The organism is Streptococcus sp. IsoGale022 (assembly GCF_031142805.1).
Taxonomy (GTDB): Bacteria; Bacillota; Bacilli; order Lactobacillales; family Streptococcaceae; genus Streptococcus; species Streptococcus sanguinis_A.
This window is the reverse complement of sequence record NZ_JAKZJI010000001.1, coordinates 131,256-150,238: the sequence shown is the minus strand read 5'-3', so window position 1 is coordinate 150,238 and position 18,983 is coordinate 131,256. Positions and strand designations below refer to the sequence as shown.

The following is an 18,983-nucleotide window of genomic DNA, read 5'->3' as shown; positions in this document are numbered from 1 at the left end:
ATGACCTCAACACAAGCGATTTTTGAAAAGGTTCAGAAAGTCAAGAAGACGATCAATACGGCCACAACGGCTGAGAAAAACCATGCTTTGGAAGAAATGGCAAAGCAGCTCTGGCTTTCTCGTGCTGATATTTTAGCGGCCAATGAATTGGATATGACCGCAGCTAAAGGTAAGATTTCAGATGTGATGCTGGATCGCCTCTATCTGGATGAGGAGCGAATTGCTGCCATGGCAGAGGGTATTCGTCAGCTGATTGACTTAGAGGATCCTGTAGGGCAAGTCTTAGAAAGGGCCGAGCTTGAGAACGGCCTTGTCATCAGTAAACAGCGGGTGGCTATGGGCGTAATTGGTATTATCTACGAAAGTCGGCCTAATGTCACCTCTGACGCTGCGGCTCTGGCCCTAAAGAGTGGCAGCGCAGTCGTTCTCAGAAGTGGCAAGGATGCCTATCAGACTGCGCTAGCTATTGTCACAGCTCTGAAAAACGGCTTGGCTCAGACGGAGATTTCGCCGGATTGTATCCAGTTGGTTTCTGATACCAGTCGGGCTTCCGCCCAGGCTATGATGAAGGCCAAGGGATATCTGGATTTGCTAATTCCTCGTGGTGGCGCGGGACTGATTCAGGCGGTCGTAGAGAATGCGACTGTGCCGGTTATTGAGACGGGTACTGGAATCGTCCATGTCTATGTAGATAAGGATGCTAATCAAGACAAGGCTTTGGCCATTATTGAGAATGCCAAGACCAGTCGCCCCTCTGTCTGCAATGCCATGGAAGTATTACTGGTTCACGAAGAGATTGCAGCTGCATTTTTACCACGTTTACAAAAGATTTTGGTGACAGATCGTGAGAAAGCGCAAGACAACCCTGTTGAACTACGTTTGGATGAGAAAGCAGCTCAGTATATATCAGGCTCGCAAGCTAAACCAGAAGATTTTGATACCGAATTTTTGGACTATATCTTAGCGGTCAAGCTGGTTTCCTCGCTGGAAGAAGCGGTGGATCATATTGAAGCTCACAGCACTCATCACTCGGACGCCATTGTGACGGAGAACGATGCAGCGGCAGCTTACTTCACAGAGCAGGTGGATAGCGCAGCAGTTTATGTTAATGCTTCAACCCGCTTTACAGATGGCGGTCAATTTGGCCTTGGCTGCGAAATGGGGATTTCTACTCAAAAACTGCATGCCAGAGGTCCTATGGGGCTGAAAGAGCTGACCAGCTATAAGTACGTCATCCAAGGGACTGGTCAAGTGAGGAAATAATGATGAAAATTGGATTTATCGGTCTGGGAAATATGGGCGGCAGTCTCGCTCGTCTAGTTGCCCAAGATGAAAGATTTAGAAGCAAATTACTCCTGGCTAATCGCAGTCGTGACAAGGCTGAAAAGATTGCTGAAGAACTTGGTGGGCAGCCGGTCAGTAATAAAGAAGTTTTTGCTCAGGCAGAAGTGATTTTTCTGGGAATCAAACCAGCTCAATTTGCTGACTTGCTGACTGAATATCAGGAAGTTCTAGAAAAACGAGAGTCTCTTTTGCTGGTTTCAATGGCTGCTGGTCTGACCTTGGAGCTATTAGAAAAATTGACATCTAGCCACCATCGTTGGATTCGGATGATGCCTAATACTCCAGTAGCCGTAGGTGAGGGCGTTATTACCTATGCCTTATCCCAGCAGGCAAACCCAACGGATGAAGATTTGTTGCGGGAACTTCTGTCTTCGGCTGGTCTTTTGGTCAAACTAGAGGAAAAGCAGCTGGATGCGGCGACAGCTCTTGCTGGCTGTGGACCAGCTTTCGTCTATCTCTTTATAGAGGCCTTAGCGGACGCTGGTGTCCGAGCAGGACTCAGTCGCGATATATCCCTGCAGCTGGCCAATCAGACACTTTTAGGAGCTGCTAAGCTAAGTCAGGTCAGTGGGCAACATCCTGCTCAACTCAAAGACCAGGTCTGCAGTCCGGCTGGTTCGACCATTGCTGGGGTGGCCAGTCTGGAAGAAAATGCCTTTCGAGGAACAGTCATGGATGCCGTTCAAGCTGCCTACAAGAGGACGCAGGAGTTGGGGAAATAAAGAAATCTACCAGTTTTAAGCTGGTAGATTTTGTATAGGTTGGTAGTCAAATCAGAGGGGGAATTATGTTCTTTCAACAATTTGCAGATGAAAATTTTATCTTGAATAATCTTCATAAATGGTACGGTCATGATTGTCAGATTTCTCAACTCTCAAAAGGTAGTGAAAATCTAAATTATTTGATTGATGGCCAGTTGGTGGTTCGTGTGCTTTATTTAGCCGAAAGTTCGCCAATTTTTTCGCAAGCCTTTCCGTATCTAGAAAGAGAAGTGTATTTTGTCAATACTTTATACGAGAACAACTTAAATCTGCTTCGGTATCTGTCTTTTCCAGATGGGAAGTTCATTCATCGGCTGGATGTGAAGGATGGCAGTCTCTTTTTTCTGAAATACCCTTATTTAAGAGGTGACCGAATAACTTTCTCTTCCTCTAATCTGTCTGAACTTGCTCGAAAATTAGCGAATATACATGATTTTTCTCATAGATATTTAACGACATTTGAAAGAGTCCCCTTTTATGACGACTTGATTTCTTCTTTACATTTTAGAACTTTTTCTTACAATCCTAAACTTGAAAGAATCATTCCAGGCTATCAGGCATTATGGAAAATATTTCAAGAGAACACAAAAACTTTGAAGTCAATGAAGTCTGAGAAAGGGAATGTTTTTATTCATAACGACTTACATGATGAAAATTTGCTGCTTTGCGAAAAGGAAGTAGCCATGTTGGATTTTGGAGATTGCAGATATTCATTACCAGAAGAGGATATTGGAACCTTGTTTTGGGGAATCCTGCAGAAAGTTGAAAGGTCAAAATATGAAGAAATGCTAGATCATTTTTTAAAATATTATTCCAGACCAATCGATAAAACTGTTTGTTTTCGTTATGCCTTACAGCGTTTTTTAGATATTCATTTGTATTATCTGAATGAAAATCTAAAAGAAGTAGGCTTAATCAAGTATCAAAAAGAAAAATTCAACAAAGAAGAAGCGATGATTGATTTTCTCATATCGAAAATTACTGAATAATACTTCCTTATTGAAAGTATTTAAAGAGGGAGATAGAGGATTTAGCGATTATGATTTTAACCGTATTAATTCAACATTTCTCCCGCTTGTCTTTGTGATTTATGTTATAATCTTACTATGCAAACCAAACCGACTTCTGCTTATGTGCACATTCCTTTTTGTACTCAGATTTGTTATTACTGCGATTTCTCCAAGGTTTTTATAAAAAACCAGCCGGTAGATTCTTATCTGGAGCATTTGATTGAGGAGTATCATTCGTACGATATCAAAAAGCTCCGTACCCTCTATATCGGTGGAGGGACTCCGACGGCTCTATCTGCGCCTCAATTAGCCTTTTTGCTGGAAAAACTGACGGACAAGTTAGATTTATCTTATCTAGAAGAGTTGACTATTGAAGCCAATCCTGGGGATTTGGATCAGGAGAAGATTGCTGTACTCAAAGACTCGCCTGTCAATCGGGTTTCGCTGGGTGTACAGACTTTCAATGACCGCATGCTTAAGCAAATTGGCCGCAGTCACTTGGAAAAGGATATTTATGAGAATATTGCCAATCTCAAAAAAGCGGGTTTTGACAACATCTCGATTGACCTGATTTATGCCCTGCCCAAGCAGACCATGGAAGATGTGAAAACCAATGTGGCCAAGGCCATTGCCCTGGATATTCCCCACATGAGTTTGTACAGCTTGATTTTGGAGAATCATACGGTCTTCATGAATCGGATGCGGCGAGGGAAGTTGCCTCTGCCCAAGGAAGATTTGGAAGCGGAGATGTTTGACTACATTATAGCTGAGCTGGGAAAGGCCGGCTTCGAGCATTATGAGATTTCAAACTTTTCCAAGCCAGGCTTTGAGAGCCGCCACAATCTCATGTACTGGGACAATGCGGAATATTATGGTATTGGAGCGGGAGCGTCTGGCTATGTTGATGGTGTTCGCTATAAAAACCACGGACCGATTCGTCATTATCTGCAGGCGGTGGAAGCGGGCAATGCCCGAGTGCAGGAAGAAATGCTGACGCTGAAAGAAAAGATGGAAGAAGAAATGTTTCTAGGATTGCGCAAGAAATCAGGCGTGTCTAAAAAACGTTTTGAGGAAAAATTCGGTCTTTCCTTTGAAGATCAGTACGGAGCTGCCGTGGCTGAACTGACTGAGCAGGGCTTGCTAGTGCCAGACAGAGATATCGTGCGCATGACCAAGCAAGGCCTCTTTTTGGGCGATACGGTTGCTGAGAAATTTATATTGGAGTAAATCATGGGCTTAACTTATCAAATGAAAATGAAAATTCCTTTTGATATGGCAGATATGAATGGCCATATCAAATTGCCGGATGTCATCCTGCTATCCTTGCAGGTATCAGGGATGCAGTCGATTGAGCTTGGCGTCAGTGACAAGGATATGCTGGAGCAGTATAATCTAGTCTGGATTATCACGGACTATGATATTGATGTGACACGTCTGCCACGATTTGCAGAGGAAATTACCATTGAAACAGAAGCTTTGACCTACAATCGGCTCTTTTGCTACCGTCGCTTCACGATTTTTGATGAGGCGGGTGAGGCCATTATCAAGATGATGGCGACCTTTGTTCTCATGGACCGGGATAGCCGCAAGGTTCGTGCCGTTGATCCAGAGATTGTAGCGCCATACCAGTCTGACTTTTCCAAGAAATTACTGCGCGGTCCTAAGTATCCAGACTTGGAAAATCCTGTCAGCAAGGACTACCATGTACGCTTTTACGACTTGGATATGAACGGCCATGTCAATAATAGCAAGTATCTGGACTGGATTTTTGAGGTTATGGGAGCAGATTTCCTCACCCAGCACATTCCCAAGAAAGTCCATCTTAAGTATGTCAAGGAAGTTCGACCGGGCGGCATGATTGCTTCTAGCTACGACCTAGAAGGTCTGCAGAGCAATCACCAGATTTCCAGTGACGGCGAAGTCAATGCCCAGGCTTTGGTGACCTGGCAAGAGTTTAAACATGAGAATGAGGAAGAGTAGAAATGACTTATAAAGGATATTTGATTGATTTAGACGGGACGATTTATAAGGGCAAGAGTCGGATTCCGGCTGGTGAAGCTTTTGTGCATGAGTTGCAGAAGCGCAAGATTCCCTATCTTTTCGTGACCAATAATACTACTCGCACGCCAGAAGCAGTGCAGACCATGCTGGCTGAAAATTTCAATATTGAGACGCCACTTGAGACTATTTACACAGCTACTTTAGCTACCATTGACTATATGCAGGAGAAAAATCTGGGCAAGAAAGTCTATGTCATCGGTGATGTCGGACTTAAACATGCCATTGAAGAAGCTGGATATATAGAGGATACAGAAAATCCTGACTATGTGGTAGTGGGTCTGGACTGGGAAGTGGACTATGAGAAGCTGACAATAGCGACTCTGGCCATTCAAAAAGGTGCTCACTTTATCGGGACCAATCCTGATCTCAATATTCCGACAGAACGAGGTCTGCAGCCGGGAGCGGGTGCTATCAACGCCCTCTTGGAAGCAGCCACTCGGGTTGAGCCCACCTTTATCGGCAAGCCAAATGCCATCATAATGGAAAAAGCCATAGAGCATCTAGGACTGGCGCGTGAAGAAGTGGTCATGGTGGGTGATAACTATCTGACAGATATTCGAGCGGGAATCGATAACGGCATTCCGACGCTCTTGGTTACGACAGGCTTTACCCTGCCAGAAGAGGTGCCTAATCTGCCTATCCAACCGACGCATGTCTTGTCCAGTCTAGCGGAGTGGGACTTCGATGCGTGATAAATTGAGATTTTCAGCAAGCGTCTTGTGCTTGCTGGCAGTAGCTATTCTGCTGATCATTTATCTGGCTTGGCTTTTATACCCGGTGGAGATTTCTTATTTCAACTTGCCGGATAAGGTGTATTTGAAAGCAGAGACCATTCAGTATAATTTTAATATTTTGATGAATTACCTGACCAATCCTTTTAGTCAGAAACTGGCGATGCCAGATTTTCGTTCGTCAGCAGCTGGGCTGCATCATTTTCAGGCGGTCAAGTATCTTTTTCACTTGGCGCAAGCTACTTTTCTAGTTACTCTGCCGGCTTTGATTTTCTTTATCAAAAAAGTGGTTAAAAAGGGATTTTTAGGTCTCTACAGACGGGCTTTTCTGGTGATCAGTGTATTGCCGCTTGTTCTAGCTGGACTAGCCGTTCTGATTGGCTTTAACAGTTTTTTTACACTCTTTCATCAAGTTCTCTTTGCAGGAGACAATACCTGGATGTTTGACCCAGCCAAGGATCCAGTCATTTGGATTCTGCCAGAAGAATTTTTCATGCACGCCTTTATTCTTTTTGCTTTGCTTTATGAGGGAATCTTTTTGACCTTGTATTTTTTGAGCAGAAAGAGTAAAGAGCAAACTTAACATAGGAGATTTTATGTATTATATACCCGAACCTTTAAATCCTAAAAAAGATCTAGGACGATTTTCAGCGACTTGCTTTACTTATTTATGGGTCATGGTTGCTGCTGTTTTCTTTTACGTGTTAGCAGCTTTTTTTATCGTCTTACCAGGGCAAGGTATGGATATTCAAAAAACGCAAGACATAGTCACCAAATTCATGGAAAAGGACGGTGGAGCCTATATTATAGCTTCCTGTCTTGGTGTTCTTACTTTCACGGTGTCTCGAGGAAAGCAGCTCTTCAAATATGACCTTCGTCGCAAGGAGCGGAAGATGACTCCTAAAGTTTTCTTTTACATGATTTGCTTCCTATTATTCGCCCAAATGTTTACAGCTGTTGTCAATCAGCTCATGCAGGCTATCATGCAACTCTTCAATCTAGATCTTTCTAGTATGGAATCAGGAGGCGGCGGTTCTGAAACACTGACCATGCTGATTTATTCATCCTTGATGGCTCCAGTTACGGAGGAAATTATTTTCAGAGGTGCTGGATTGAGAGCGTTAGAGAAGCATGGAAAGGTTTTTGCCATTCTTTTGACTGCGATTTTGTTTGGCCTTTTTCACGAAAATCTTTATCAGTTTTATTTTGCTAGTTTGATTGGTTTAGGTTTTGGCTATATCGCTTTTGAGTATTCGATTATCTGGTCTATCATTTTTCATGCTCTCAATAACTTTGTCATAGCAGAAGGTATAGCTTTTCTTTCAAAAAAAGCTCCGGAGCCTATTGTTAACATCTTTTTTTACGGCCTATTAATTGCTGGCAGCACAGTATTTCTTTTGCTCTTAATCTTGAAATGGCCGAAATTTAAGGCTTACATTGACGCCAATCGTTCCCGTCCAGGGACCTACCGACAAGCATTCAGATCCGTTTGGTTCTGGGTTTTGGTTGTGTTTACTTTTCTTGGAACCTTTCTGCCTGTTATGGCAGCCTATATTGTATCCTTGATCAATAATAGCTAATTGCCTTTTATTTGGAAGCTATACAACGATATGAAAGGGTTGGATATAGTCCGGCTCTTTTTTTGTTCGGTAAAAAGATAGAATTTGAAAGTTTTTGGAAGAAAATGCTTGACATTGAAAATTAAAGAGGTATAATAATAATCGTAAACGATTCCAAAGGAGGTGCTTTATGCTGAAGTCTGAAAGAAAGCAAGTTATTCTAGAGACAGTCATAAGAGAAAAATTTGTCTCTTTAGACTATCTAGTACATGCTTTAAACACTTCAGAATCAACTATCAGAAGAGATTTGGATGAACTGGAGAGCGAGCATAAACTGCGACGAGTTCATGGTGGAGCCGAGAGCCTTCATTTTCTACAGGAAGAGGAGAGTAATCAGGAAAAATCTATCAAAAGCATTCAAGAAAAGACAGCTATTGCCAAGATGGCAGCAAGCTTGATTCAAGAACATGATGTGATTTTTATTGATGCGGGGACAACCAATGAGCTTTTAGTTAATGAGCTGCATGATCCTAGAGTGACAGTTGTCACCAACTCCATTCACCATGCGACCAAATTGGTAGAGCGCAATATCCCGACGGTCATTATCGGTGGAAAGGTCAAACGCTCAACGGATGCTAGCATTGGCGGTGTTGCCCTAAATCAAATCGGTCAGTTGAATTTCGATAAGGCCTTTATTGGAATGAATGGCATTGATGATGGCTTCTTTACCACTCCAGATATGGAGGAAGGAGCTGTTAAAAGAGCGATTTTGGAGAACGCTAAGAAGACTTATGTCTTGGCTGATTTTTCTAAACTAGGACAGACATCCTTTGTAAAGGTCGCTCCTCTTGCCAAAGCAAGCATTATTACTAATCAAACGGAATCAGAAGTGATTCAAGTGATGAAAGAAAAAACGGAGGTGATTGAAGTATGATTTATACTGTCACACTAAACCCTTCCATCGACTATATTGTCCGTCTGGACAAGGTCCTTATAGGAAGCGTCAATCGGATGGACAGTGACGACAAATTCGCTGGCGGGAAGGGAATCAATGTTAGCCGAGTTCTCAAACGTCTAGGTATTGAGAATACAGCGACTGGCTTTATAGGTGGTTTTACTGGCAAGTTCATCACAGATACTCTTGAAGAAGAAGGAACTTGCAGCCATTTTGTAGAAGTTGAGCAGGATACTCGTATCAATGTCAAGATTAAAGCGGATGCTGAGACAGAAATTAACGGACCTGGTCCAGAAATTTCCAGTCAGAAACTAGAAGAACTTGAGAAGTATCTTTCTTCTCTGACATCGGAAGATACAGTAGTCTTCGCAGGCAGCAGTCCTAAAAATCTAGGAAATGTTGTCTACAAGGAGCTGATTGGCTTAACTAGAAAGACGGGAGCACAAGTCGTCTGCGACTTTGAAGGTCAGACGCTGCTGGATTCTTTAGAGTTTGAGCCGCTCTTGGTCAAACCTAACAATCACGAGCTAGGTGATATTTTCGGAGTCAAGCTCGAAAGCTTGGATCAGATTGAGAGTCATGCCCGTCAAATCTTAGACAAAGGTGCCCAACATGTGATTATTTCCATGGCTGGCGATGGTGCCTTGCTGGTAACTAGAGATGGTGCCTACTTCGCTAAACCTATCAAGGGCAACGTGAAAAATTCTGTTGGTGCTGGCGACTCTATGGTGGCTGGATTTACCGGAGAGTTCGTCCGCTCTGGTGATGTTATTCAAGCCTTCAAATGGGGAGTGGCCTGCGGAACGGCAACCACCTTTTCAGATGATTTGGCAACAGCTGAGTACATAAAAGAAATCTATGAAAAAGTAGAGGTAGAAAAAATATGAAAATTCAAGACTTACTAAGAAAAGACGTGATGTTGCTGGACTTGCAGGCAACAGAGAAAAAAGCTGTTATCGAAGAAATGATTCAGAGCCTAGTGGATCGTGGCTATGTAACAGACTTCGAGACTTTCAAAGAAGGGATTTTGGCTCGTGAAGCCTTGACTTCTACAGGCTTGGGTGACGGGATTGCTATGCCTCACAGCAAAAATACTGCAGTGAAAGAAGCGACTGTCCTTTTTGCCAAGTCAAATAAAGGCGTAGATTATGAAAGTTTGGATGGCCAACCAACTGATCTTTTCTTCATGATTGCAGTTCCAGAAGGTGCTAACGATACTCACTTGGCTGCCTTGGCTGAATTGTCCCAATACCTGATGAAAGATGGTTTTGCGGATAAATTGCGCCAAGTGACTTCGCCTGATCAGGTGATTGAGCTCTTTGACCATGCTTCGGAAAAAGCAGAAGAACCTGCTGTCGTTGAACCTTCCAATGAGGGGGGAGACTTCTTAGTGGCTGTAACAGCTTGTACGACAGGAATTGCACATACCTACATGGCTCAAGAGGCCTTACAAAAGGTTGCAGCTGAAATGGGTGTCGGCATCAAGGTTGAAACCAATGGTGCCAGCGGTGTTGGAAACAAGCTAACAGCAGAAGATATCAAAAATGCCAAGGCTGTTATCATTGCTGCAGATAAGGCAGTAGAGATGAACCGCTTTGATGGCAAGCCGTTAATTAATCGTCCAGTTGCAGACGGTATTCGTAAGACGGAAGAACTGATTAATCTGGCTCTTTCAGGAAATGCTGAGATTTACAAGGCTGCTAACGGCGGTGGTGCTGCCGAGTCTAGCAATGAGAAACTTAGTCTGGGCGGCGCTTTCTACAAGCACTTGATGAGTGGTGTTTCCCAAATGTTGCCATTCGTTATTGGTGGTGGTATTATGATTGCCATTGCATTCTTGCTGGATCAGATCTTAGGTGTACCAAAAGATCAGCTTTCTAATCTGGGAAGTTATCATGAGATTGCAGCGCAGTTTAAAGCAATTGGTGCAGCGGCCTTTGGTTTTATGTTGCCGGTATTAGCTGGTTATATCGCTTACTCAATCGCTGAAAAGCCTGGTCTGGTTTCTGGTTTCGTAGCTGGTGCAATTGCGAGCAGCGGTGCATCATTTGGTGGTGTCGCCTATGCTGAAGGCGGTCAGAAGACTCTTGAATTAGTTGGTGTATCATCTGGTTTCCTTGGTGCTTTGGTAGGAGGATTCTTAGCTGGTGGTGTTATCCTGGTTCTTCGCAAACTTCTTGCAGGTCTGCCTCGCTCACTTGAAGGTATCCGTTCAATCTTGCTCTTGCCTCTTCTGGGCGTTCTTGTGACTGGATTTGTGATGTTGGCGGTCAATATTCCAATGTCAGCAATCAATACAGCCCTTAACGATTTCTTGGCTAGTCTGAGTGGAAGTTCTGCTGTCCTTCTTGGTCTCTTGGTCGGCGGTATGATGGCTGTTGATATGGGTGGACCGGTCAATAAGGCTGCTTACGTATTCGGTACTAGTACACTGGCAAGCACTGTTTCAACTGGTGGTTCTCCAGTCATGGCTGCAGTTATGGCAGCGGGTATGGTTCCGCCTTTGGCAGTATTTATTGCAACTCTTTTGTTCAAACATAAATTCACTGAAGAAGAACGCGATTCAGGTTTAACAAACATAGTCATGGGTCTGTCTTTCATCACAGAAGGAGCTATCCCGTTTGGAGCTGCTGACCCAGCCCGTGCTATTCCAAGCTTTATCGTAGGTTCAGCTCTAACAGGTGCTCTTGTAGGCCTTTCTGGTATCAAGCTCATGGCTCCTCACGGAGGAATCTTCGTTATTGGTTTGACAAATAATCCAATCCTTTACTTGGTATATGTATTGATTGGTGCGGTAGTCAGCGGTGTTATTTTTGGTTACCTGCGCAAACCACTTGAAAAATAATATTTAAAAGAATCTCGCTTTTGTTAGTGAGATTCTTTTTTGTGTTTTCCAGCCTGCAAATTTTAGCATGGAAACTTCGCTCGATATATGGTATAATGGGCCTATCGCATATTTTTAGGAGAATAAAAATGAATATACAGCGCGAAAAAGAATTTGTTAGTCAGTACCATTTTGATGCCCGAAATTTTGAATGGGAAAAAGAAAATGGAACACCTGAAACCAAGGTTGATGTGAATTTCCAATTAGTCAAAAGAGATGTCGAAGCCCACACAACTTCATTGATTGTGATTTTGACCTTTATGATTGTTTTTGAGAATTTTGTTATCAGCGGAACTATTTCGCAAGCCAACCACATTCACGGTCGCCTTATTGAAGAACCGAGTGAATTTGACCACGATGAAGTAGAAGAGCTGGCTCGGCCTTGCTTAACCATGCTCAACCGCTTGACTTATGAAGTGACAGAAATTGCTCTGGATTTGCCAGGCATTAATTTGGAGTTTTAATTATGAAGTTAGCGGTTATCACAGATTCATCGGCCTATCTGCCGGCTTCCCTGCTGGAGAATGAAAATCTTTTCGTCTTGGATATTCCGGTTGTGATTGCTGGTGAGACTTATGTCGAAGGCAGAAACTTAACAGCCAGTGAATTTTATGAAAAAATGGCTCAGTCAGATGAATTGCCCAAGACCAGTCAGCCTAGTATTGCTGAGTTAGAAGAGATTCTCACCATTCTAGATGGCAAAGACTATACCCATGTTCTGGGGCCCTTTCTATCTAGCGGTATTTCTGGTTTTTATCAAAATATTCAGTATCTGAAAGATGAATTTCATGGTTTGAAAATCGCCTTTCCGGATTCTAAGATTACCAGTGCACCGCTCGGTATCATGGTCCAATCTGCTCTAGAATGGGCAGCGCAAGGCCTGGAGTTTGAAACAATTTTAGCTAATGTCCAGAAGCAAATCGATGGCACCAGCGCTTTTATCATGGTGGACGACTTGAACCACTTGGTCAAAGGAGGACGCCTGTCTAACGGTGCAGCTATTCTGGGAAATCTGCTCAGTATCAAGCCTATTCTGTATTTTAACGATCATGGTGTGATAGAGGTTTTTGAAAAGATTCGGACGGAGAAGAAGGCAACCAAGCGTATGCTGGAACTTGTCCAAGAAAGAACAGCGGGCGGTGCTTATCAAGTTATGGTTATCCATGGCAATGCGCCAGAAAAAGCAGCTGAGCTTCAGCAAAATCTGCTAGACAGCGGTATTGCTGACGAAGTCCCTATTGCAACCTTTGGTAGTGTTATCGGGACGCACTTGGGTGAGGGCAGCGTTGCACTGGGATATATTCCCGTAATCTGATTGCTTGAAAGACTGAGCTTGTCTCTGTAAGGAGGAAAACATGAGTATCAAAGTTATTATTGCTGGTTTTAAAGGGAAAATGGGCCAAGCAGCCTATAAAATGGTAACAGAAGATCCTCAACTAGAATTAGTTGGACTGCTAGATCCTTTTACGGATGAAAAAGAAGTGGCTGGTGTTCCTGTCTTCGATGCCAAGGAAGAATTGGCTGGGCTGGAAGCCCATGTCTGGGTTGATTTTACAACCCCAAAAGTAGCTTATGACAATACTCGTTTTGCTCTGGAGCAGGGATTTTGCCCAGTGGTCGGAACGACAGGATTTACTCCAGAGCAGTTGGAAGAGTTAATCACGCTGTCTAGGGAAAAGAAACTCGGCGGATTGATTGCGCCGAATTTTGCCTTGGGAGCTGTTTTACTGATGCAGTTTGCGGCTCAGGCAGCCAAGTATTTCCCGAATGTAGAAATTATCGAACTGCATCATGACCAGAAAAAGGATGCACCGAGCGGGACGGCTATCAAGACAGCCGAGCTCATCAGCCAAGTCAGACCGAGCAAGCAGCAGGGAGCTGCTGATGAGGAAGAGTCTATAGCTGGCGCTCGTGGAGCTGATTTCGATGGCATGCGTATCCATTCAGTTCGCTTGCCTGGTCTGGTTGCCCATCAGGAAGTAATCTTTGGCAGCCAGGGAGAGGGATTAACCCTGCGGCATGATTCCTATGACCGTACTTCATTTATGACAGGTGTTAATCTTGCCATTAAAGAAGTTGTCAAACGCTCAGAATTAGTCTATGGATTGGAACATTTACTATGAGATTAGAAACTCTGCCTTCTGAATTTCAGGAGGCTTTGCCAGTATTAGAGAAGATAAAAACGGCTGGCTTTGAAGCTTATTTTGTTGGGGGCTCCGTTCGTGATGCCCTTTTGAAGCGACCTATTCACGATGTGGATATCGCTAGCTCCAGCTATCCTGAGGAAATCAAGCGTATCTTTGATCGTACAGTTGATGTGGGGATTGAGCATGGAACCGTCTTGGTCTTGGAAAATAACCGCGAATACGAAGTGACGACTTTCCGGACCGAGGATGTCTATGTGGACTACCGCAGGCCTAGTAAGGTTTCTTTTGTGCGTTCTTTGGAGGAAGACCTCAAGCGACGCGATTTCACCATCAATGCTCTAGCTTTGGATGAAAACGGCCAAGTCATCGATCTTTTCCAAGGCTTGAATGACTTGGAAAATCAGATTTTGCGGGCAGTTGGGACGGCTGCTGAGCGTTTTAATGAAGATGCTCTACGCATCATGCGGGGCTTTCGTTTTCAAGCTGCCTTGGATTTTGACCTAGAGCAAGATACTTTTGTGGCTATGAAGGATTGTGCTCCTTTACTTGAAAAGATTTCGGTTGAACGAATTTTTATCGAATTCGACAAGCTCTTGCTGGCCCCGTTTTGGCGCAAGGGTTTAGAAGCACTCTTGACAAGTGGTGCTATAGAATTTTTGCCAGATTTGAAGGGAAGCAGAGCTAAGTTAGAAAGGCTCTTTGACTTGGCTTCAGATTTTCGATTTTCAGCGTCCGAGCAGGCTTGGGCAGCCCTTTTGCTAGCCTTGGATGTGCAAGATGTTAAAGGCATTCTAAAAGACTGGAAGACGTCTCGTGAATTTGCCAAGAAAGTAGAAGATTTGGTTGAGATTGCGGCTATTCGTTCAGAACGAGACTTGACCAAGCGGGACTGCTATGATTATGATATTGACTTATTGCTACAAGCAGAAGAACTACGGCAGGCGCAAGGTTTGGCAGTGGACTTCTCTGCGATTCAGAATCTTGATGCCAGTCTGACTATTCATAGTAAGCAGGAAATGGTGGTCAATGGCGGCATGCTGATGCGCGAGTTTGGTTTTAAGCCGGGACCAAAACTCGGCCAAATTTTGAAAGAGTTAGAATACGCTATTGTAGATGGCCACTTACCTAATGAACTAGAGCCCATTTATGCTTATATCGAGGAGAAGAAATGAGCGATTTTATTGTTGACAAGCTAACCAAATCAGTAGGAGATAAGACTGTTTTTCGGGATATTTCCTTTATCATTCATGACCTAGATCGGATTGGTCTGATTGGTGTCAATGGAACTGGAAAGACAACGTTGCTGGATGTCTTGTCGGGCAAGTCGGGCTTTGACGGAGATGTCAGCCCTTTTTCTGCTAAGACAGGCTATAAGATTGCTTATCTGACTCAGGAGCCTGATTTTGATGAGGAGCAGACGGTGCTTGACACTGTTTTGTCCAGTCATTTACGGGAAATGCAATTGATTCGAGAGTATGAGCTGCTCCTGACGGCTTATGATGAAAGTCAGCAGTCTAGACTAGAAGCAGTTATGGCTGAGATGGACTCGCTCCATGCTTGGGAAATCGAAAGTCAGGTCAAGACGGTCCTGTCCAAGCTTGGTCTGACAAATCTGTCACTTAAGGTTGGTCAGCTATCAGGAGGCCTTCGTCGCCGGGTTCAGCTGGCCCAGGTTCTCTTAGGCGATGCCGATTTGCTCTTACTGGATGAGCCGACCAACCACCTAGATATTGATACCATCGAATGGCTGACGCATTTCTTGAAAAATTCCAAGAAGACCGTGCTTTTCATCACCCACGACCGCTATTTCTTAGATAATATTTCGACACGGATTTTTGAATTGGATGGCGGTCGCTTGATTGAATACCAGGGAAATTATCAAGACTATGTCCGTCTCAAGGCAGAGCAGGATGAGCGGGATGCGGCCTTGCTTCACAAAAAGCAGCAATTATACAAGCAGGAACTTTCTTGGATGCAGCGGCAGCCTCAGGCTCGGGCAACCAAGCAACAGGCTCGGATCAATCGTTTCCATGACCTCAAGAACGATTTGGACGGTCATACAACTGACAGTAATCTGGAAATGAACTTTGAAACTAGTCGTATCGGTAAGAAAGTCATCGAGTTTCAAAATGTGGACTTTGCTTATGATCAGAAGCCTATTCTCTCTCAGTTCAGTCTTTTGATCCAGAACAAGGACCGCATTGGGATCGTCGGAGATAACGGCGTCGGCAAGTCAACCTTGCTCAATCTGATTGCTGGAAAACTTCAGCCTCAGGCTGGTCAGCTCATTATCGGAGAGACAGTTCGTGTAGCCTATTTCTCTCAGCAGATTGAGGGTTTGGATGAGTCTAAGCGAGTCATTAATTACCTGCAAGAAGTGGCTGAGGAAGCCAAGATAGGCAGTAGAACGACTTCTATTGCAGAACTCTTGGAGCAATTTCTATTTCCTCGCTCTACTCATGGAACTTTAATCGAAAAGCTTTCCGGCGGAGAGAAAAAGCGCCTTTATCTACTTAAGCTTCTCTTGGAAAAGCCCAATGTCTTGCTTCTAGACGAGCCAACTAATGATTTGGATATTGCAACTCTGACGGTGTTAGAAAACTTTCTGCAAGGCTTTTCCGGGCCAGTTATTACAGTCAGCCACGATCGCTATTTTCTAGACAAGGTAGCCAGCAAAATTTTGGCTTTTGAGGATGGAAGTATTAGAGAATTTTTCGGCAATTACACGGATTACTTAGACGAAAAAGCCTTTTTGGCAGAAAGCTCTGCTATTTCCCAAAAGACTGAAAAGGAAAAATCGACCAAAGTGCGTGAGGAGAAAAAGCACATGACCTACTTTGAAAAGCAGGAGTGGGAGTCTATTGAGGCTGATATCGAGGCGCTGGAGGAGCGGATTTCTGAGATTGAAGCGGCCATGCAGGAGAATGGCTCTGACTTTACTCGCCTTTCTCAACTCCAGCAAGAACTGGATGAGCAGAACGAAAAATTGCTTGAAAAATACGAGAGCTATGAATACCTGAGTGGGTTAGACGGATGAAGGAAGTAGTGTTTAGGCAGAAATCTAAACGGAGGCATCTATGAAACTAAGATTGGAAAATACTGACTCAAAGAAAACACAGGAACTGGGAAATTTAATCAGATCCTACAATCAATCTAAGAGAGAACCATCCAAAAGCGAACCTCTTAACATCTATGTAGAAGATGAACAAGGAAATCTGCTGGCTGGTATGGTGGCCGAAACTTTTGGTAATTGGCTGGAGATTGAGTATTTGTATGTGAGCGAGAAATTACGAGGGCAAGGCATAGGCTCAGAAATAATGTGCAGGGCTGAACAGGAAGCCAGAGAAAGGGAATGCAAATATTCATTTGTAGATACGTATCAGTTCCAAGCCCCAGATTTTTATAAAAAGCACGGCTATACAGAAGTGTTTGCGCTGAAAGACTATCCTTATACTGGTGAAAGATATTATTATACAAAAGAGTTGTGAGTTTACTTTGGGAATAAAGATGGATTTGATTTTTACTTTTCTTTATGCAAACCTTTTCCTTACTGAAAAAATCTGATATAATGATGATAAATAAAACACAGAGGAGAACATCATGTCGAAAAAAATAATCGGAATTGACCTTGGTGGAACATCTATTAAGTTTGCTATTTTGACTTCAGAGGGCGAAATTCAGGAAAAATGGTCCATTAAAACCAATATTTTGGACGAAGGAAGCCACATCGTAGATGATATGATTGAGTCAATCCTGCATCGTTTGGACTTGCTTCAGCTTTCAGCAGAGGATTTTATCGGGATTGGTATGGGCTCGCCAGGAGTAGTTGACCGTGAGAAAGGGACTGTTATCGGTGCTTACAATCTCAATTGGAAGACGCTGCAGCCGGTCAAGGATAAGATTGAAAAAGCGACTCGGATTCCTTTCTATATTGACAACGATGCTAACGTTGCTGCTTTGGGTGAACGCTGGATGGGAGCTGGAGAAAACCAGCCTGATGTAGTATTCATGACACTAGGAACAGGTGTTGGCGGAGGAATTGTTGCAGAAGGCAAGCTCTTGCACGGACTTGCTGGAGCAGCAGGAGAGTTGGGCCATATCACTGTTGACTTTGATCAGCCGATTCAATGTACTTGTGGCAAGAAGGGCTGCCTAGAGACTGTGGCATCTGCGACTGGTATTGTCAATCTGACTCGCCGCTATGCTGATGAATATGCTGGTGATGCCGAGTTGAAAAAACTGATTGACAATGGTGAGGATGTCAATGCGAAGATCGTCTTTGACTTGGCGAAAGAAGGCGATGAGCTGGCTCTGATTGTCTATCGCAATTTTGCTCGTTATTTAGGAATTGCCTGTGCCAATATCGGCTCTATCCTCAATCCATCTACAATTGTTATCGGTGGTGGTGTGTCGGCTGCAGGTGATTTCCTGCTGGATGGCGTGCGCAAGGTTTATGAAGAGAATAGCTTCCCGCAGGTTCGTACCTCAACTAAGTTGGCCTTGGCTACTCTTGGAAATGATGCCGGTGTTATCGGGGCAGCTTCATTGGTTTTACAATAATTCAACAAGTTTGCTTCATTTGTTCTCCTGCAGAAAGGTCTGTAGGAGAATTTTTATGGAAAATTTGCTATACTAGAAAAAGCTCACTGAACGAAGGAGAAATCATGACGCTAGCAGATGCGATTTTCAAAGAGAATATTAAAAAAATTATGGAGCAGGGTGTTTTTTCTGAAAATGCTCGTCCGCGCTACAAGGATGGAAATGTAGCTAACTCTAAATATATCACTGGTTCTTTTGCGGAATATGATTTGAGCAAGGGCGAGTTCCCAATCACGACTCTGCGCCCTATTGCCATCAAGTCTGCCATCAAGGAAGTTCTTTGGATCTATCAAGACCAGTCCAATAGCCTGGAATTACTCAACGACAAGTATAATGTTCACTATTGGAATGACTGGGAAGTTGGCGATACGGGTACTATCGGGCAGCGCTACGGAGCTGTTGTCAAGAAGCACGATATTATCAATAAAATTCTCCAACAGCTGGAAACCAATCCTTGGAATCGTCGTAATATCATCTCTCTCTGGGATTATGAAGCTTTTGAAGAGAGTGACGGCTTGCTTCCATGCGCTTTTCAAACCATGTTTGACGTTCGGCGTGTAGATGGAGACATTTATCTGGATGCGACTCTTACTCAGCGCTCAAATGATATGTTAGTTGCTCACCACATCAATGCTATGCAATATGTGGCTCTGCAGATGATGATTGCCAAGCATTTCGGCTGGAAGGTCGGCAAGTTCTTTTACTTTATCAATAACTTACACATCTATGACAATCAGTTCGAGCAGGCGGAGGAGCTATTGCGTCGGGAACCTAGCGACTGTCAACCTCGACTCGTTTTAAATGTGCCAGATGGGACTAATTTCTTCGATATCAAAGCAGAAGATTTTGAGTTATTAGACTATAATCCCGTTAAACCTCAGCTGAAGTTCGATTTGGCCATTTAACGATTTTAATAAGTGTATGCGAGAACT

Annotated in this window: 19 protein-coding genes; all 19 read left to right on the top strand. The window is 43.6% G+C overall.

Features of this window, described 5'->3' with window-relative positions:
- The 19 genes from RG608_RS00695 to RG608_RS00605 all read left to right on the top strand — a co-directional run bounded on the left by RG608_RS00695 (position 1) and on the right by RG608_RS00605 (position 18,956).
- Positions 1-1,263 (top strand): glutamate-5-semialdehyde dehydrogenase, encoded by a 1,263-nt coding sequence (locus tag RG608_RS00695; RefSeq protein ID WP_268686649.1) that lies wholly within the window; start codon positions 1-3, stop codon positions 1,261-1,263.
- A gap of 2 nt (positions 1,264-1,265) precedes the next feature.
- Entirely contained in the window at positions 1,266-2,066 is an 801-nt protein-coding gene (proC, locus tag RG608_RS00690) for a pyrroline-5-carboxylate reductase (protein WP_268686650.1), read from the top strand.
- A gap of 65 nt (positions 2,067-2,131) precedes the next feature.
- Positions 2,132-3,094, top strand: a complete 963-nt coding sequence (locus tag RG608_RS00685) for a phosphotransferase (protein WP_268686651.1) — start codon at positions 2,132-2,134, stop codon at positions 3,092-3,094.
- A 117-nt stretch (positions 3,095-3,211) separates the two neighbouring features.
- Positions 3,212-4,342: a radical SAM family heme chaperone HemW gene (gene hemW, locus RG608_RS00680; RefSeq protein ID WP_268686652.1), complete on the top strand. Its 1,131-nt coding sequence runs from the start codon at positions 3,212-3,214 to the stop codon at positions 4,340-4,342.
- A 3-nt stretch (positions 4,343-4,345) separates the two neighbouring features.
- On the top strand, positions 4,346-5,095 hold the full coding sequence (locus tag RG608_RS00675) for an acyl-[acyl-carrier-protein] thioesterase (protein WP_268686653.1): 750 nt from the start codon (positions 4,346-4,348) through the stop codon (positions 5,093-5,095).
- A 2-nt stretch (positions 5,096-5,097) separates the two neighbouring features.
- Complete coding sequence (locus RG608_RS00670) at positions 5,098-5,868, top strand: TIGR01457 family HAD-type hydrolase (protein ID WP_143877615.1); 771 nt, start codon at positions 5,098-5,100, stop codon at positions 5,866-5,868.
- Positions 5,861-6,490 (top strand): TIGR01906 family membrane protein, encoded by a 630-nt coding sequence (locus RG608_RS00665; protein WP_268686654.1) that lies wholly within the window; start codon positions 5,861-5,863, stop codon positions 6,488-6,490. Before RG608_RS00670 ends, RG608_RS00665 begins: the two co-directional genes overlap by 8 nt.
- 13 nt (positions 6,491-6,503) lie before the next feature.
- Positions 6,504-7,487 carry a CPBP family intramembrane glutamic endopeptidase gene (locus tag RG608_RS00660; RefSeq protein WP_268686655.1) on the top strand — a complete coding sequence of 328 codons (984 nt, stop codon included), beginning with the start codon at positions 6,504-6,506 and terminating at the stop codon, positions 7,485-7,487.
- 169 nt (positions 7,488-7,656) lie between these two features.
- Positions 7,657-8,400, top strand: a complete 744-nt coding sequence (locus RG608_RS00655) for a DeoR/GlpR family DNA-binding transcription regulator (protein WP_308946405.1) — start codon at positions 7,657-7,659, stop codon at positions 8,398-8,400.
- Positions 8,397-9,308, top strand: coding sequence for a 1-phosphofructokinase (gene pfkB / locus RG608_RS00650; protein WP_308946404.1), 912 nt, complete (start codon positions 8,397-8,399; stop codon positions 9,306-9,308). Before RG608_RS00655 ends, pfkB begins: the two co-directional genes overlap by 4 nt.
- The gene (locus tag RG608_RS00645; protein ID WP_308946402.1) at positions 9,305-11,266 is read left to right on the top strand and encodes a fructose-specific PTS transporter subunit EIIC; all 1,962 of its coding nucleotides are present in this window, start codon (positions 9,305-9,307) and stop codon (positions 11,264-11,266) included. Before pfkB ends, RG608_RS00645 begins: the two co-directional genes overlap by 4 nt.
- Positions 11,267-11,394: 128 nt before the next feature.
- Positions 11,395-11,769 carry a DUF1149 family protein gene (locus RG608_RS00640; RefSeq protein WP_002915309.1) on the top strand — a complete coding sequence of 125 codons (375 nt, stop codon included), beginning with the start codon at positions 11,395-11,397 and terminating at the stop codon, positions 11,767-11,769.
- A gap of 2 nt (positions 11,770-11,771) precedes the next feature.
- Positions 11,772-12,620, top strand: coding sequence for a DegV family protein (locus tag RG608_RS00635; RefSeq protein WP_308946400.1), 849 nt, complete (start codon positions 11,772-11,774; stop codon positions 12,618-12,620).
- A gap of 40 nt (positions 12,621-12,660) precedes the next feature.
- Positions 12,661-13,428, top strand: a complete 768-nt coding sequence (gene dapB / locus RG608_RS00630; protein ID WP_268686660.1) for a 4-hydroxy-tetrahydrodipicolinate reductase — start codon at positions 12,661-12,663, stop codon at positions 13,426-13,428.
- On the top strand, positions 13,425-14,624 hold the full coding sequence (locus RG608_RS00625) for a CCA tRNA nucleotidyltransferase (protein WP_268686661.1): 1,200 nt from the start codon (positions 13,425-13,427) through the stop codon (positions 14,622-14,624). The genes dapB and RG608_RS00625 overlap by 4 nt, the downstream gene beginning before the upstream one ends.
- Positions 14,621-16,489 (top strand): ABC-F family ATP-binding cassette domain-containing protein, encoded by a 1,869-nt coding sequence (locus RG608_RS00620; RefSeq protein WP_308946399.1) that lies wholly within the window; start codon positions 14,621-14,623, stop codon positions 16,487-16,489. The genes RG608_RS00625 and RG608_RS00620 overlap by 4 nt, the downstream gene beginning before the upstream one ends.
- A 40-nt stretch (positions 16,490-16,529) precedes the next feature.
- The gene (locus RG608_RS00615; protein ID WP_268686663.1) at positions 16,530-16,940 is read left to right on the top strand and encodes a GNAT family N-acetyltransferase; all 411 of its coding nucleotides are present in this window, start codon (positions 16,530-16,532) and stop codon (positions 16,938-16,940) included.
- A 112-nt stretch (positions 16,941-17,052) separates the two neighbouring features.
- Complete coding sequence (locus RG608_RS00610) at positions 17,053-18,012, top strand: ROK family glucokinase (RefSeq protein ID WP_268686664.1); 960 nt, start codon at positions 17,053-17,055, stop codon at positions 18,010-18,012.
- Between the two features lie 104 nt (positions 18,013-18,116).
- Positions 18,117-18,956, top strand: a complete 840-nt coding sequence (locus tag RG608_RS00605) for a thymidylate synthase (RefSeq protein WP_268686665.1) — start codon at positions 18,117-18,119, stop codon at positions 18,954-18,956.
- Positions 18,957-18,983 lie beyond the last annotated feature (27 nt).

Bases quoted from the DNA above. Each gene is read 5' to 3' on its own strand.
- RG608_RS00695 (WP_268686649.1), top strand. From the start codon at position 1: ATGACCTCAACACAAGCGATTTTTGAAAAGGTTCAGAAAGTCAAGAAG.
- proC (WP_268686650.1), top strand. From the start codon at position 1,266: ATGAAAATTGGATTTATCGGTCTGGGAAATATGGGCGGCAGTCTCGCT.
- RG608_RS00685 (WP_268686651.1), top strand. From the start codon at position 2,132: ATGTTCTTTCAACAATTTGCAGATGAAAATTTTATCTTGAATAATCTT.
- hemW (WP_268686652.1), top strand. From the start codon at position 3,212: ATGCAAACCAAACCGACTTCTGCTTATGTGCACATTCCTTTTTGTACT.
- RG608_RS00675 (WP_268686653.1), top strand. From the start codon at position 4,346: ATGGGCTTAACTTATCAAATGAAAATGAAAATTCCTTTTGATATGGCA.
- RG608_RS00670 (WP_143877615.1), top strand. From the start codon at position 5,098: ATGACTTATAAAGGATATTTGATTGATTTAGACGGGACGATTTATAAG.
- RG608_RS00665 (WP_268686654.1), top strand. From the start codon at position 5,861: ATGCGTGATAAATTGAGATTTTCAGCAAGCGTCTTGTGCTTGCTGGCA.
- RG608_RS00660 (WP_268686655.1), top strand. From the start codon at position 6,504: ATGTATTATATACCCGAACCTTTAAATCCTAAAAAAGATCTAGGACGA.
- RG608_RS00655 (WP_308946405.1), top strand. From the start codon at position 7,657: ATGCTGAAGTCTGAAAGAAAGCAAGTTATTCTAGAGACAGTCATAAGA.
- pfkB (WP_308946404.1), top strand. From the start codon at position 8,397: ATGATTTATACTGTCACACTAAACCCTTCCATCGACTATATTGTCCGT.
- RG608_RS00645 (WP_308946402.1), top strand. From the start codon at position 9,305: ATGAAAATTCAAGACTTACTAAGAAAAGACGTGATGTTGCTGGACTTG.
- RG608_RS00640 (WP_002915309.1), top strand. From the start codon at position 11,395: ATGAATATACAGCGCGAAAAAGAATTTGTTAGTCAGTACCATTTTGAT.
- RG608_RS00635 (WP_308946400.1), top strand. From the start codon at position 11,772: ATGAAGTTAGCGGTTATCACAGATTCATCGGCCTATCTGCCGGCTTCC.
- dapB (WP_268686660.1), top strand. From the start codon at position 12,661: ATGAGTATCAAAGTTATTATTGCTGGTTTTAAAGGGAAAATGGGCCAA.
- RG608_RS00625 (WP_268686661.1), top strand. From the start codon at position 13,425: ATGAGATTAGAAACTCTGCCTTCTGAATTTCAGGAGGCTTTGCCAGTA.
- RG608_RS00620 (WP_308946399.1), top strand. From the start codon at position 14,621: ATGAGCGATTTTATTGTTGACAAGCTAACCAAATCAGTAGGAGATAAG.
- RG608_RS00615 (WP_268686663.1), top strand. From the start codon at position 16,530: ATGAAACTAAGATTGGAAAATACTGACTCAAAGAAAACACAGGAACTG.
- RG608_RS00610 (WP_268686664.1), top strand. From the start codon at position 17,053: ATGTCGAAAAAAATAATCGGAATTGACCTTGGTGGAACATCTATTAAG.
- RG608_RS00605 (WP_268686665.1), top strand. From the start codon at position 18,117: ATGACGCTAGCAGATGCGATTTTCAAAGAGAATATTAAAAAAATTATG.